At 40.3% G+C, this 14,840-nt stretch carries 15 protein-coding genes; 2 read left to right on the top strand and 13 right to left on the bottom strand.

What is annotated here, in order from left to right; all coding sequences use genetic code 11:
* Positions 1-325 precede the first annotated feature (325 nt).
* The 5 genes from AAC000_RS12810 to AAC000_RS12790 all read right to left on the bottom strand — a co-directional run bounded on the left by AAC000_RS12810 (position 326) and on the right by AAC000_RS12790 (position 4,584).
* Positions 326-1,345: a 5'-methylthioadenosine/S-adenosylhomocysteine nucleosidase gene (locus tag AAC000_RS12810; RefSeq protein WP_339723183.1), complete on the bottom strand. Its 1,020-nt coding sequence runs from the start codon at positions 1,343-1,345 to the stop codon at positions 326-328.
* Between the two features lie 184 nt (positions 1,346-1,529).
* A complete protein-coding gene (gene folE, locus AAC000_RS12805) occupies positions 1,530-2,084 on the bottom strand; it encodes a GTP cyclohydrolase I FolE (RefSeq protein ID WP_339723182.1) in 555 nt (184 codons plus the stop codon).
* A gap of 148 nt (positions 2,085-2,232) precedes the next feature.
* The gene (locus AAC000_RS12800) at positions 2,233-2,415 is read right to left on the bottom strand and encodes a hypothetical protein (RefSeq protein ID WP_339723181.1); all 183 of its coding nucleotides are present in this window, start codon (positions 2,413-2,415) and stop codon (positions 2,233-2,235) included.
* Between the two features lie 48 nt (positions 2,416-2,463).
* The gene (locus AAC000_RS12795; protein ID WP_339723180.1) at positions 2,464-2,892 is read right to left on the bottom strand and encodes a CopD family protein; all 429 of its coding nucleotides are present in this window, start codon (positions 2,890-2,892) and stop codon (positions 2,464-2,466) included.
* Between the two features lie 15 nt (positions 2,893-2,907).
* On the bottom strand, positions 2,908-4,584 hold the full coding sequence (locus tag AAC000_RS12790) for a chloride channel protein (protein WP_339723179.1): 1,677 nt from the start codon (positions 4,582-4,584) through the stop codon (positions 2,908-2,910).
* Between the two features lie 180 nt (positions 4,585-4,764).
* On the opposite strand from AAC000_RS12790, the gene AAC000_RS12785 reads away from it, so the two are divergent.
* Positions 4,765-5,469 (top strand): DUF6776 family protein, encoded by a 705-nt coding sequence (locus AAC000_RS12785; protein ID WP_339723178.1) that lies wholly within the window; start codon positions 4,765-4,767, stop codon positions 5,467-5,469.
* A 212-nt stretch (positions 5,470-5,681) separates the two neighbouring features.
* A complete protein-coding gene (erpA, locus tag AAC000_RS12780) occupies positions 5,682-6,026 on the top strand; it encodes an iron-sulfur cluster insertion protein ErpA (RefSeq protein ID WP_339723177.1) in 345 nt (114 codons plus the stop codon).
* 26 nt (positions 6,027-6,052) lie between these two features.
* Here the strand turns inward: erpA and AAC000_RS12775 are convergent, their stop codons facing one another.
* From AAC000_RS12775 to trpS, 8 genes are all read right to left on the bottom strand, one after another.
* Positions 6,053-6,973, bottom strand: coding sequence for a hypothetical protein (locus AAC000_RS12775; RefSeq protein WP_339723176.1), 921 nt, complete (start codon positions 6,971-6,973; stop codon positions 6,053-6,055).
* 68 nt (positions 6,974-7,041) lie between these two features.
* Positions 7,042-7,863 (bottom strand): DUF1338 domain-containing protein, encoded by an 822-nt coding sequence (locus AAC000_RS12770; RefSeq protein WP_339723175.1) that lies wholly within the window; start codon positions 7,861-7,863, stop codon positions 7,042-7,044.
* Between the two features lie 24 nt (positions 7,864-7,887).
* Positions 7,888-9,360 (bottom strand): succinylglutamate-semialdehyde dehydrogenase, encoded by a 1,473-nt coding sequence (astD, locus tag AAC000_RS12765; protein ID WP_339723174.1) that lies wholly within the window; start codon positions 9,358-9,360, stop codon positions 7,888-7,890.
* Positions 9,361-9,362: 2 nt separating this feature from the next.
* Positions 9,363-10,397 (bottom strand): arginine N-succinyltransferase, encoded by a 1,035-nt coding sequence (gene astA / locus AAC000_RS12760; protein WP_339723173.1) that lies wholly within the window; start codon positions 10,395-10,397, stop codon positions 9,363-9,365.
* Between the two features lie 10 nt (positions 10,398-10,407).
* Positions 10,408-11,628, bottom strand: coding sequence for an aspartate aminotransferase family protein (locus AAC000_RS12755; protein WP_339723172.1), 1,221 nt, complete (start codon positions 11,626-11,628; stop codon positions 10,408-10,410).
* Between the two features lie 258 nt (positions 11,629-11,886).
* The gene (locus tag AAC000_RS12750; protein WP_339723171.1) at positions 11,887-13,050 is read right to left on the bottom strand and encodes an HDOD domain-containing protein; all 1,164 of its coding nucleotides are present in this window, start codon (positions 13,048-13,050) and stop codon (positions 11,887-11,889) included.
* A gap of 131 nt (positions 13,051-13,181) precedes the next feature.
* Positions 13,182-13,808: an aminodeoxychorismate/anthranilate synthase component II gene (locus tag AAC000_RS12745; protein WP_339723170.1), complete on the bottom strand. Its 627-nt coding sequence runs from the start codon at positions 13,806-13,808 to the stop codon at positions 13,182-13,184.
* Between the two features lie 24 nt (positions 13,809-13,832).
* On the bottom strand, positions 13,833-14,837 hold the full coding sequence (gene trpS / locus AAC000_RS12740; protein WP_339723169.1) for a tryptophan--tRNA ligase: 1,005 nt from the start codon (positions 14,835-14,837) through the stop codon (positions 13,833-13,835).
* Between the last annotated feature and the right edge of the window lie 3 nt (positions 14,838-14,840).

Here is a 14,840-nt window from a genome sequence, read left to right as displayed (position 1 = left end):
GCACATTTAAAGAAAAAGCCTTAAACGAACAGTATTACGCCTTCGCGGGAATGACGTGTAATAGCTTGTAAATCTTCACCGGTTGAACTCACACCCTAAATATCTTTTCCTCTGTTCTCTCTGTGCGCGGCACCCGGTGCCCTCCGAGGTTCAATATTTTTGCTTCAAACTACCACGGGAATGACAGGTATTGGCACATTCTTCACCTTTAGGTTTAATGCTCGTAGGCTCAAAGTTACCTGTCATCTCACTTTGCCTCAGCGGTAGAAAGATGTAAGTAATAAGCTGCAACTAAGTTGAGATTATTACTTACACCTTTTAAGAGCTACTTTTGTTGTTCCAAGGCAACTATTTGGTCGAGTAAACCAATCATTAATTTGGTGCCTGTACCAGATGCAATGCCATCAAATACATTTTCAACATTTTTACCGTGTTGCCCACCGGCCAAATCACTAATTGATCGAATAATTATCCAGTCTACGTTGTTAACAAAACAGACTTGACCCACAGCCGCTGATTCCATTTCAGCTACTTGGGCACTGTATACTCGTTGCAACCAATTACGATACTCGGCGTTATCAAGAAACACCGAACCTGTTACGCCATTGCCACCCACTTTAATTTTAATTGGGTTGCCTGAAGGCATTTTGATTGGACTCACCGCTTTAACTGCTTTTTTAGCCAGTTCAATTAATTCAGCAGTCGCAGTAAAGTACGGCATTTGTTGAGGCTGATCCCAGCCCTGTTTAATGACGGCCATTTCTTCTGGATGTACATAGCCAAAGTTCTCATAAGCTGGAGAATGGGGATCTTGTTTACGCCTTGCTTGGTAACTCTTTTGGGCATTTTCATAATAATCTGGTAGCACAAAACTGCCTGCTTGTTTTGGATCAGGATTGACATAAACGGATTCATCATGGAAATACCAACGCTCTGGCACAGCAATGTCACCAGGTTGGAAATCAGGATTAACGGCACCCGCAATGCCCATCATTACAACGCGGTCAATAGGAAAATAATCTAGTGCCATCTGCATTGTCATGGCTGCATTGGGTACACTTATGCCAGTTGTAAATATCACCACAGGTTCGCCTTTGTAGGTGCCCAATTGGTATTTGACTCCCCTGATGGTTAAAGTCTGGTTAATTTGTGCATCAGCCAGCTGCGAGAATGCTTGGTCTATGGCTTTAATTTCTGGTGCATAGGCGGCAACAATCGCGGTCCATTTGTTTTTTTCTGTAAATTCTTTTGGCCCATAGGGTCTAAGATCTTGTGCATAGGTGTTTTGAGCACTGAACAATATACAAAAGATAAACAAACAAGGGACGTGGAGCTTTTTAAACATTATAACTTTCTCGTAAATGAAACATGCCTCTGCCCTTTAAAAGTGCAAAGCGATAGTAAATAATTGGGCAGTCTGTGATTATTTAATCCTGACTGCACCAGTATAGAGAGATTTGAGTCTCAGCCTGTAAACTATGGGAAATCCGTGCCAATAATTGTCGACATGGCGTTTGTCTTTTAGGCGGCTATTTACCAATTAAGCGTAGAAATTCATTACGGGTCGCATCAGATGTGCGCATTGAACCCAACATAACAGAGGTGATCATAGAAGAGTTTTGCTTTTGTACACCGCGCATCATCATACACATGTGTTTACCTTCCATAATGACGCCTACACCAGTAGCACCTGTTACTTGCTGCACTGCGTCAGCAATTTGTTTGGTTAAACCTTCTTGAATTTGTAAGCGCCGAGAGTACATATCGACAATGCGAGCAAACTTCGATAAGCCCAATACTTTGCCATTGGGTAGATAGGCTATATGGCAGCGTCCTATAAAAGGTAAAATATGGTGTTCACATAACGAGTAAAACTCGATGTCTTGGATAATAACCATTTCATCTGTATCTGCTTCGAAAATAGCGTCATTTACTACCTCATCTAGATTTTTTTCATAACCATCAGTTAAAAACTGCATGGCTTTGGCTGCACGCTTAGGCGTGTCTAGCAATCCTCCACGACTGACGTCCTCCCCTAAAATTGAAAGAATATCTGAGTAGTGGCCGGCTAATTTATCTGACATGTAATTGGGCTCTTCGATGAGTGGTATGAATGAAATATGTGTAGGTATTACAGGCACAACCTGTAATTAGATTACCTAATGATAACATTTTCTGAGGATAGGATTAAATACCGCTGTCATATTTATATGATATGGACAGCTAGTTAGGTTAAGATTTTTTGCCTTTTTGCTGCATCGATAAGCGGATTTCTAGCATATAGTGATCAAGGGCTATTTTGGCTTCTTCATAGGCTTGTGCATAATCCTCTGATGCGGGGTGTTGTTTATATTCTTCAAAAGCTGAGTCAGTCTGGTCAAGTAAAGACTTAAGGCGTTGCTGGTTGACATCCATATCGATTCTCCTGATCTTTTTCCTAGAGTATAATGCGCGTTTAAAATTTTAAAGAAACTTTACGCTCGCTAAAACAATAATAGCTAAAACAATTAAAACCGGCGCTTCGTTTAAAAAACGGAAGAAGCGTGGCGAATGAGTATTCTGGTCGTTAGCAAATGTTCGTAGCAATTTGAATAAGTAAAAATGGTAAATATATACCACCGACACTAAGGTGAGTTTAAGGTGTAACCATTTAGCGGCTACAAACCATTCTTTGCCATACAAACTAATCAACCACACTCCAAACACTAAGGTTAAAATGGCAAATGGAGTAATAAAATACCAAAGTCGCCTCTCCATTATTTTGAATTGATCTTTCACTGCTTGAACATCAGTCTGGGCATGGTAGACCATCAATCTAGGCAGATAGAACAAGCCTGACATCCATGCAACCATAAAAAATATATGTAAGGCTTTAATCCACAAAATTGTCATTGAAAGGTTGGCTTCCTAATAATTAGCTTTATGCAAATAATGGCGCAAGGTTTCCCATGAAATAATCCCCACTATATCATCTGTTGTATTGGAAAAGATGTAAACAGCTCCAGCTCTGTTGGGGGACAATAGGGCATACACTTCTGCCAAAGTAGCTTGAAATCTGACGGCCTTCATAGGTGTGAGTGTCATACGTATTGCATCACCACCTTTGCCGTTATCATAACTGACCAAGGCGTATTCTGTGTGATCATCAACAGAAGACTTATACACCAAGGCTTTTTGATCAGCGATGGCCAATTCAGATACCAAGTGCTCTTTATCTCGTTGCGCCATAGTAAATTCAGTATCCATTATTGCCAGTACACCTGTCCTTTGCAAATATTCCATTACTGAGGAAATTGTATAAGGTAATTTTTGATAATCGAGTTGACGTATAAAGATAGAACGGTTGCCTAAAAATTGTGTCGCCGTGACGTAGGCAGGTACTATTACCAGAATCGCTGGTAGCACAAGTTCGGGGCTATAAGACAATTCCATAACCGCTGACAAAGCTGCTAATGGAGCATGCACTACTGCTGCCATCAGACCTGCCATGCCCAACAATGAAAAGCTTCCATGAAGTTCACTGACATCATTCACAAACAAACCCAGAGGACTGGCTAAAAGTACTCCGCCTAACATACCAATTACAAATACTGGGCCTATTATTCCGCCGGGCACACCTAGTCCTAAGGCGACTATGGTTAAAATAAATTTGGCGCAAAGCACCCATACCAATAATTGGATATCATAATTTTCAGAAAATAATGCATGGGCTGAATTAAAGTGAGTGCCCAGAGCTTCGGGTAATATAAAACCTACTAGGCTAGTGACTGCACCGGCAATCAGTAAACGCCGCACCATATCAAACCGATGAAAACCACGAATGATGGCCATGAGACTATTATTAAAAAAGGTGGCCAATGCACCTAACACTATGCCAAATATCACTAAATAAAGGTATATCCAGTGATTAAAATCGGTAAATTGAATAAAGGCTAATTCTTGGACTTCTCCAAATACCGCCCGAGTCATAACACTTCCACAAGCCGCTGCCAGCATAATGGGAATAAAAATATGGATTTTGTATTCCCGTATTACCACTTCCATCACAAAAAGAACGGCTGCAAAAGGGGTGTTAAAGGATGCTGATATCGCTGCAGCAATACCACAACCAGATAAAATACGAATACTGTTGTCGGGCAACTTTAACCACTGCCCAATAAAACTACTACCAAATGCCCCTAAGTGAACAGAGGGCCCCTCTCGGCCAACAGAAAAACCTGAAGCAAGGGCTATGGCTCCCCCTAAAAATTGATTAATGGTTGTGCGAAAAGGAATATGTCCAAAGTAGTGTTTGACCCTGTGGATCACAAACGGTATGCCCATACGGTAATGTTTAAAACCGGTTAAATAGGCGATAATTACAATCAATATTGCACCAACCATAGGTACAAATAAGCGAGTATTAGGTGACAAGGCACTGAAGTTATTCACTTCTGGCAGAAACAATAACTGTATCCATTCGATAAATAAACGAAATACAATGATTAACGCTGCAGAACAAACACCAGCCACAATAGCAATAGCACACAATTGAATTGAGGTGCGTGGCGTGGCGAGTTCTTTTCTGAAGGCGTTGAGGTTCATAAATATTGGTATTTATAGCTCAGATAATTAGAAGCTTATCACAAGCCATTGTATTTTATAGAGTTAAACTATCAATACAGAGTCCTTAGATTTTTCATAAATCAATCAACCATTGTAAATCACTAAATGATAATATCCTGTTCACATAGAAAAGCGTGGTAGCTTTAAAAAGGGCATAAATTGATAATTTCTGAACTCAAGAATAAGACTGGACCATTCCAGTTTTACCTCACACTCATTGTGGTGATTGCCGCTACCCTGTATGCGGGATTCTTTTGGGGAAACGCCTATTATTCGCAGCAGCAAATGACTATATCTACACATGAAAAAAGTATTCAAAACCTGAAACTCGAAAATGAGCAACTGACCAAAAAACTCAATGTATTAGGGGTTGAGCTTGAAGTGGCAAGACTGACTCAGCAGCAACACTTTATTGAAATTGGAAAAAGTATCGATACTGAAAAAGAGCTACGTACTCAGCTTGCCTTTTATCAACAAGTGATGGCACCGGAATTAAATGAACAAGGCTTTTTAATTGACGGATTTAACCTAGAGCCTGCTTTAAGTGATAATTCTTATCGATTTGAATTAGTGTTGATGCAACAAAATAAAACTAAAAATACCCTTAAGGGAAATTTGAAGGTGACGTTAATTGGCAGTGAAAATGGTAAAGCAAAGCAATATCCCATTGACTCTATGTTATCTGATCAAGAGCAAAAAAGTTTGACCTTTAGCTTTAAATATTTTCAGGTGATTGCTGGTGAAATACGATTACCTGAAGGTTTCCAACCAGAACAAGTCTCTGTGCATGCCGATATTTTTCAGTTTAAACGTAAGAAAGGTGAGTTAACTACAGTATTTAATTGGGACATCAATCCTAACTAACCTGTTGTAAGTGTCTCCTGTTAAATGGGGGCTAAGTACCATGTTTGAATATGTTCATACAATCAAACCAAAGAGGGTCATTAAGTCAGATTAACTAGAGTATGCTGGACTGAATAGTAATTAATTAGTATTAGCGAATACTTGACCATATTAGTCAGGTACTGGATAATCCATACAATTAAGAGTTAATCCCATTTTTGCCGAGGCAAGTTATGACAGTGCAAGTTGCTTTACCTATTGAATTTTCTGATGCCGCAGCTAGAAAAGTAAAAACGTTGGTGGAAGAAGAAGAAAATCCAAATTTGAAATTACGGGTGTATGTCACTGGTGGTGGGTGTTCTGGGTTTCAATATGGATTTACCTTCGATGAAAAAGTAAATGAAGGTGACACTACCATTGATAAAAATGAAGTGACCTTAGTCGTTGATCCTATGAGCCTGCAATATTTAGTGGGTGGTGAGGTGGATTACACTGAAGGATTAGAAGGCTCACGCTTTTTAGTGACTAACCCTAACGCAACAACAACTTGTGGTTGTGGCGCTTCATTTACTGTTTAGAGTAGTGTTTTAGTTCAATTAGCCTATCACTGCTCTTTATTGGTATCCCGACATAAATTTTTCTGTAATTCTAGATAGTTTATTATTTCTTTTGATGGATTTAATTCAAGGCTTTCGTTTTGCCCCATTTTAAGTCTGTCTTCGCGCCATTGGGTCACTAGTTCTGCCATTTTGTTTTCCAAAGATTTTTGCTTTGCCTTTTCATCAACATAGAACAAGTTAGTTGGAATTGTTTTCTCGGTACTGGGTTGCAATGCATCAACTAACGCAAAATAAGCCAAAAAATTGATTTCGAGAGCCTGCTTTTCTTTCATATCTTCTGTGTGATTTTTTTCATCAGCATAAGAAAAAGCAAGCTCGTTCAATCCGATTAATTGATTGTTGAGGGCGGCCTGCATAAGCCAATATCTAGCTTTATCCATGATATTTTTATCTAAAGGTTTGACCGTATAACTGACCTCAGGTAAATCCTTGGGTCTCAGTCTATCTGACTGAAAATTGTCATGAAAAGCGTACCACTTATAATTTATACCAAGGGCCAGCATAGCCGTTGAATCGCCTTTTTGAGCGGCTTGAAGTAATTCAGTTTCTGACGAATAAGCATAAATATTAGCGATTGTATCAAGGTCTACTCCAAAGGATTCTTCTAACCATTGGTACACAGCCTTTTGTCTAGGATCTGAGTCTAACTGCTGAGTCGTGGTGCATGTCGACGTTACTAACCCATTGTTTGGATGTGCTTGTGTATTGATTTCTAACTTTGATGTAGCAGTAGAAAGATCCAAAAAATTTGGGTTTTCTCGATTCCCGTTGATTTGTTGTAGGTCGGTTGCGGACTTTAGTACTGTAATTTGGCTGTTAGTAGCGTCACCATCTGAGAGATCCTGGCCTGACATCCAGAAAACAAAGACTAACAACGCGGCTAAAACCCCAATTGACTTTTTCACTAAAACATCCTTGTCTTCATGTATACAGAAATAAGATAGAGTTTGCTAAAACTCTATCTTAAGAACATCTATTGGGTATTGGTACTTTCAAAAATTTTATCGGCAGAAGCGGCTACAAAGCCTTGGTACAATTTACCCGTAGGCATTTTGTAGCGTTGCGCAAATTCATAAAAACAGCTAGGTACTAGCTTCTTACCATTGGCGAACTGTACTTCGATTTTATCTGCCATAATAGAAGATTGGGCTAATAATACCTCTGGTCCACCTTTGATTTCTCCCCCTGACGTGTTCAATACAAAACCTGAATTTTTCAATAATGTATTGAGCTCGGCCAAAGATTGTAAATGCCCCATGTGATTTAGACTTACCGTAAAATGATTGGCTCTAAATCCCCAAGCAGACATCCAAGCTGCGTATTCCGAATGTGCTACTAGAACGTCATATTCTTCGGTGCTGATTTGCCAATGGGTACCTGAATACAAAAAGTTATCTTGTTGTGCTGCATTTTCAGCAATGTTAGCTGTCAACTTAAGGATGATTTTCTGAACATCAGAGGGCATTTCTTCAACTATCAGCTCACTAATAAAAACTTTAGGTTGAGTATCATCTGGGTGTTCAAAGTGTTTGGCTCGTAGTTTTTTTTCTACAAAGTCATATTGCCCTTGTTCTGTATAACCTAATGCCAGAAAGTGCGCTGCAAGCTTATCCAAGTTAATTTTTTCAATATTAAAAGTACGCAACGCAATATGGTCATTCCCTAACTTGGCGCTTTTGCCTGAATGCTCCAATTCATGGCCTTCCAATAAATCATGTACTTTTTTTGCTGAAGGCGTAATGCTTAAGTAGTCTTGCCATAAATGGCTAAACAAAGTGTCAATTTTGTTGTGCATAGTTCGAAAGCTCAAATCCTATAATTAAATGCTTAACCCTGGACTCAAAGTGCCAGGTAATGTTGTCTTTTCTAATTCCACAGATGCAACGGGGTAAGCGCAGTAGTCAGCTGCGTAGTAAGCACTTGCTCTATGATTGCCACTGTCGCCAATCCCACCAAAAGGTGCGGCGCCACTGGCGCCAGTTATAGGCCTATTCCAGTTAACTATGCCAGCACGAATACGCTGATAGAAATGTTGGTAGTCTGCTTGGCTATCTGACAATAAACCTGCAGACAATCCAAAGCTGGTGTTGTTTGCTTCATCTATGGCTTGGTCAAAATCACTGTAACGAATGACTTTGAGTAATGGGCCAAAATGTTCTTCATCGGGCATATCTTTAAGAATGTTTGTTACGTCAATGATACCAGGACTAACAAAACCCGAATCTGTGTCTAGATGTTTAAGTTCAACTAAAGGGTTTGCGCCTAGTTCTACTAATTGTTGCTGGGCTTTAACCATTAACGACGCTGCATGTTGCGAAACCATTGCGCCCATAAAGGGTTGTGCTTCAGCATCATACATACCTACTTGAATGTTATTGGTTGCTACAATCAATTTTTGAAGTATTGCATCACCCGCGTCACCTTGTTGAATAAATAAGCGTCGAGCACAAGTACAACGTTGACCAGAAGTCACAAAAGCAGATTGAATAATATCGTGCACAACAGCACTAATATCAGCTGCATCTTTGACTATAAGTGGGTTATTTCCGCCCATTTCCAATGCGAGTATTTTGCCAGGGTGCCCAGCAAATTGTTCATGTAACAACCTACCAGTGCGGGAGCTACCGGTAAAAAACAAACCGTCTAAGCCGCTATGAGCAGCAAGGGCTTTGCCGGTTTCTACTTCACCTTGCACCATGTTCAATACCCCAGCAGGTAAACCCGCTTGTTGCCAAAGCTCTATGGTTTTCTCTGCAACTACTGGGGTCAGATCACTTGGTTTAAACACTATGGAATTACCCGCAAGCAGTGCCGGCACTATATGTCCGTTTGGTAAATGCCCTGGGAAATTATAAGGTCCAAACACAGCCACCACTCCATGAGGTTTATGCCTGATAAACGCTTTGCCCAATGGCATAGGATTTTCTACTGTGCCTGTGCGCTCATGGTAGGCTTTTTCGGACAGGGCAATTTTGCCTATCATAGCGCCTACTTCAGTTGCTGTTTCCCATAGTGGTTTGCCAGTCTCCTGAGCGATGCTCAAAGCCAGTGCTTGTTTATTTTCCCCGAGCAATTCAGCGAATTTTTTCACATAAGATAAACGTGTCTCAAAAGAGAGGTTACTCCAAGCAACAAAGGCTGAACGGGCAGCACTGACTGCGGAGTCAACCTGTTCTTGGGTGGCAGATTTAGCCTGCCAAATGATGCTTTTTTTTGCGGGATCAATTGAGCTAATGTCGTGACCTTCGCCCGCGAGCCAATTACCCGCAATAAAATGTGTATGTTGATTCATATTTATGTCCTGAAATGAGTCGGAGCAAAACGAATGTTATCGCCATCACTTACACCGAGTGCATCGGCGGCTTGTTGGCCGATAGTGGCAACTTCAGTATCCATATTGATAACGAGTGAAGTGCATACTCCACGGAAGTCTTGTACTTTAGTGTTGATAACAAAAAAGGATGGGTGATTGTCTGCGACGTCATCACTCACTTTAACCTGCATTTTTCTACTGGCTTGCGCACTACGGATATTTTTCAAGTTTGCTTCAACTGTAGGGCCTGCATCGAAAATATCTACGTAACCTCTACAACTAAAACCTTCTTGCTCTAGAAGTTGTAAAGCTGGTTTGGTTTTTTCATGTACTTGTCCAATTACCGCTTGCGCTTGCTTGCTGAGCAAGCTTACATAAATGGGGTATTTGGGCATCAGTTCAGCGATAAATTGTTTTTGACCTATACCAGTAAGGTAGTCAACCGTAGGAAAATCCATAGAAAAGAAATGCTCTTCAAGCCATTGCCAGAAAGGAGATTCACCATTTTCATCATTAATACCACGCATTTCGGCAATAATGATTTCAGCAAAACGTTGCTTGTGTTCCACCATAAACAAAAAGCGGAATTTGGATAATAATCGCCCGTTTAAGCCTTCTCTAGCATTCTGCCTTAAAAATAAAGTGCATATTTCAGAGACACCCGTGTAGTCGTTACACAACGTCAGGATATCGACATTATTATAAATTTTAAGTTCACGGGATGCATGAACCACTTTACTTAAATGATAATGATAAAAGGCATCGTCTAAACCGACACCCGCTACTATGCCGCTGGTGCCTACCACTTCTTGGGTTTCTTGGTCTTGCATCACAAACAGATAACTTTCATCTGATGGCTCGGAGACATCTTTTGCAAAAGCTTGAACTGACTTGTCTATTTTACTTCTAAGCAACACTTCGTTGACTGGTAAAGAAGTAAAACCCACTCCAGATTCTTGGGCAATGGCATACAGTGACGCATAATCTTCACTATGAATGGGGCGAATGATTTTCATGTTCGCTTACTCACTTAAAGGAGACGTCGGCGCCAACTACTTTTGCAACAGCTCGTTCAAAACGCACTAAGCCCTCTTGAATATCTTCATCAGGGATAATAAGCGATGGAGCAAAGCGCACTACATTCGCGCCAGCGATCAAACACATTAACTGTTCATCTGCACTAGCGACTAAAAATTCTCTGGCTCGACCTGCAAATTTTTCATTCAATGCCGCCCCTAATAGTAGGCCTTGACCGCGAATCTCTGAGAAACAATGGTATTGCTCATTAATTGCTTCTAATCCTTTACGAAAAAGTTGTTCTTTGTGTTTTACGCCATTCAATACTTCAGGTGTATTGACAATATCCAAGACTTTTTCGGCTACCGCACAAGCAAGTGGATTACCACCGTATGTACTGCCATGAGTGCCAATCTTTAAATGTTTGGCAATCTCTGTGGTTGTTAACATGGCACCAATGGGAAAACCGCCACCTAGAGCTTTAGCAGTAGTCAGTATATCGGGTATGACGCCCAGTCCCATGTAAGCATATAAGTCGCCGGTACGACCCACACCTGATTGTACTTCATCAAAAATAAGGAGGGCGTTGTGTTTATCACACAAAGCTCGGACACCTTTTACAAAATCAACGCTTGGACTGATTATGCCGCCTTCACCCTGTAGTGGTTCCATCATAACTGCACAGGTTTTGTCAGATATTAATGCTTCAAAACTTGCTAGGTCGTTATAATCAGCATGTTCGATGGCGCCCGGTTTAGGACCAAAACCATCTGAATAGGCAGTTTGTCCGCCTACTGTAACGGTAAAAAAGGTGCGTCCATGAAAACCTTGTTTGAAAGAGATAATTTGATCTTTCTGCTCACCAAAATTATCAAGAGCAAAACGACGGGCTAGTTTTAGAGCCGCTTCATTGGCTTCAGCACCGGAATTCGCAAAATATACTTTCTCGCCAAATGTGGCATCAGTTAGTTTTTTGGCCAAGCGTAGTGCAGGTTCATTAGTGAGAACGTTGCTCAAATGCCAAAGTTTCTGGCCTTGCTCTGTTAGCGTCGACACAAGTTCAGGATGGCAATGACCCAATACGTTAACCGCAATGCCACCGGCAAAATCTATGTATTCGGTACCTGCTTGATCCCACAAGCGAGAGCCTAATCCTTTTACTGGAATAATTGCTGCTGGATTGTAGTTTGGAACCATTACGTCATTAAACAAGTCGCGAGTTACATTCATACTATTGCCTTTCAAGTGTAATATTTGGGCTTAAAAAAGAGCGATAGTATGGCAGAAGGTTTAACACTTGTCTTCAGGGATATTAAATGCAATGCGGCATTTTTAAAGGGGTTCACCTAGTTTTGCATGAATAGTGAATAACTATCTAGTTCAACAAAATCCTGTGAATACTGGTTGTGGCATATAAGACCAATACTGCAAACCAGTATTGGTCTCTTTAGTTTTCATTAAGATGTTGCATGAATATGCTTAAAAAAATTAATCGTTTCTTATTCTTAGATCAAGGGTGCGCATATCCGTAGTTTTAAGTAACTCAAGGGCACCTTTTGGCATTCGCAATGTGCGTAAAAAGTCTTTAGATTGTTGCAAATCAATCAGTCTATGCCCTTTTAACATGCGATATTGAGCATAGCCATTACCTTGTTTTAAGACTAACGCCAAGGGAGATAAATCTGCTATTGGCTCGTTATTGGCGACTTCAAACATAGCATTGCCAATAAATACTCTTTGCATCGCCATTTTATCAATTAAGTTGGCACTAATAGTTGGCGCATATTTATCGATTAATTGATTGAGAAAGGGGCCTGATGGCGTAATCCTAGTCAAAGCCGAGTGTTCCCCATGCTTTTTTGCGTCCTGAGTTTCTATTAACGCTTCCCTGAGCACGTTTTCGAAGAGCCTAAAATACAATTTAGTGACTACAACTTTGCCCATTGATTGCAACATGCCAAGGCAAAAAGCATTATTTTGATTAACACCCACTACTGATGCTATTTGTTTGCAAGAAATTGCTGAGGCCAACGCCTCTTCCCAGATCCTGCGTTTTATTAGCGGATAAGGATCGGTTATCTGGGGTAGCGAACGTTTGAAAGCTAAGGATGTGAGTATAATAATTAAATTTTCTAAACCAAAAAAATTCAATCCAACTCGCATTGTTTCCACTAGTACTGCTTTGCCTTTATTGTCATAACGTCGGTATTTGGGTTGATTAACAAACCTCATCAAATCATTAAAAAACCATGGTAACTCACTGGCAAGGGGTTCGATCTTTGAGATAGTGGCTGCTTTAACACAAACTAGGTCGAGTAATTTAGGAAGCGCTTGGTCAATTCCCATTATTTTTGAGTAAAGGTGGTCTGTATCCTTTAAGCTTTCGTCTAGGCGTTTGGCAACTTCGGCATCTATTTGTTCGGATATATTTTCAAGAAAACTAATGTCAGACTTAGTGTTTAAGTCTTTTTCTCGGATGGCTTGTTTTTCAACGCGAAGTAAAGACCGGGCCGTTTTACTTTGCTCAATTTCTATTATGTTTAATTCTGGTTTACCCTCAACAATAAGGGTTTGTTGGGCCAACTTTACATCTAAAAACAACGCTTCAAAGCGTTGTTTAACTAGTTTTTCCGCTTCTGTAATTGTACTCATTAATTGTTATATTCTTATGAAATTGCTTTGAATCTAGGTGATGAATTTTTTGAAAGAGATATTCTTGAAAGAACACCCATTAAAATTAATCGGTAATGTTACATTAATGCTTTAAGATTTCTATAGTGAGACTATAGTGCTTTAGTCGTAGTTTTGCTGAAAATAAAGTTATTTAGAATGTGATGTCCAAACTCGGTTAATAAAGACTCTGGATGAAATTGCACGCCAAATATTGCTAGGGTTTTGTGTTCTATGGCCATCACTTCCGCTTGTTCTGATATTTGTTTAGACGCACAGTTTTCATTTGCATTATTAAAACACCAAGCTGTAATTGTAAATGCTTCGGGGATACTTGCCGTTTCTAGTACCAGTGAATGATAACGCGTTGCCGCAAAAGGACGGTTGATACCTTTAAACAAAATTGATTGCTGATGCTGTACTTGGGATGTTTTTCCATGCCTAATTTGTTGCGCGTTTACTAGGTTTGCCCCAAAGGCCATTCCTATTGCTTGGTGACCTAAACACACCCCTAAAATTGGGATCCGCCCCGCAAAGGTTTTGATGGCCTCAAGAGTAACCCCAGCTGAGTCTGGTGTACAAGGGCCAGGCGAAAAAACTAAATATTCAGGCCCCATGGCTTCTATCTCAGTACAAGATATTTCATCATTGCGTACAACCAATACCTCTTGTTTTAACTCTTCAAAATAGCGAGCCAAATTATGGGTAAATGAATCATAGTTGTCTATCAACAGCAGCATTGTTGGACGCAGCAATCGAGTAATTTAAGGGCGTTTAACAAAACCTACCGCGTCATATGCTTTTGCTAGTGTGACAGCAGCGCGTTGACTGGCTTTTTCAGAGCCTTGGTGCATTATTCTGTTTAGTTCACTCTGATCGTCCCGTAGAGCTCTATACTTTTGCTGGATAGGTTCAATTAATGCTACTACTGCGTCTGCCACATCAGACTTTAAGTGACCGTACATTTTATCTTCATAGCTAGGAACCAGCGCTTCAATTGAGGTACCAGTGGCACATGACAAAAGACTCAGTAAATTAGAGACACCAGGTTTTTCAGCAATATCAAAGTAAATACGTGCTTGGTCGTCTGAATCAGTTACAGCGCGTTTGATTTTTTTGGCTATCTTTTTAGGATCTTCTAAAAGACCTACAAAGTTATTGACGTTATCGTCTGACTTCGACATTTTTTTAGTCGGGTCTTGCAAGCTCATCACTCGCGCGCCAAATTCGGGAATATAAGGGTCTGGTATGCTAAAGGTTTGGCCATATACATTATTAAAACGAGTGGCAATGTCTCTTGCTAGTTCAAGGTGTTGTTTTTGGTCATCGCCTACTGGCACTTGATTCGCTTGATATAACAATATATCTGCTGCCATCAATACGGGATAAGAATATAAACCGGCATTGATATTCGACACATTTTTTGCCGACTTATCTTTAAACTGCGTCATGCGATTCAGTTCACCCATCTGCGTATAACAATTCATTAACCAAGCCAATTGGGCATGCTCTGGCACGTGGGACTGCATAAAAACAGTGCTTTTAGCAGGATCAATTCCACAGGCTATATAAAGTGCTAATCCGTCTAAACAGGCTTGATGTAAGGCTTTAGGATCTTGTCTTACTGTGATTGCATGTAAATCCACCAACATATACAAACAGTCATGGTCATCCTGCATATTAACCCATTGACGAAGTGCACCCATATAATTGCCAATGGTGAGTTGACCTGAAGGTTGGCAGCCGCTGAGTACTATTGGTTTAGTCATGTT

The sequence above is a fragment of the uncultured Paraglaciecola sp. genome (assembly GCF_963977085.1).
GTDB lineage: Bacteria > Pseudomonadota > Gammaproteobacteria > Enterobacterales > Alteromonadaceae > Paraglaciecola.
The sequence above is the reverse complement of the archived record's forward strand: the minus strand, read 5'-3'. Positions and strand labels throughout refer to the sequence as shown.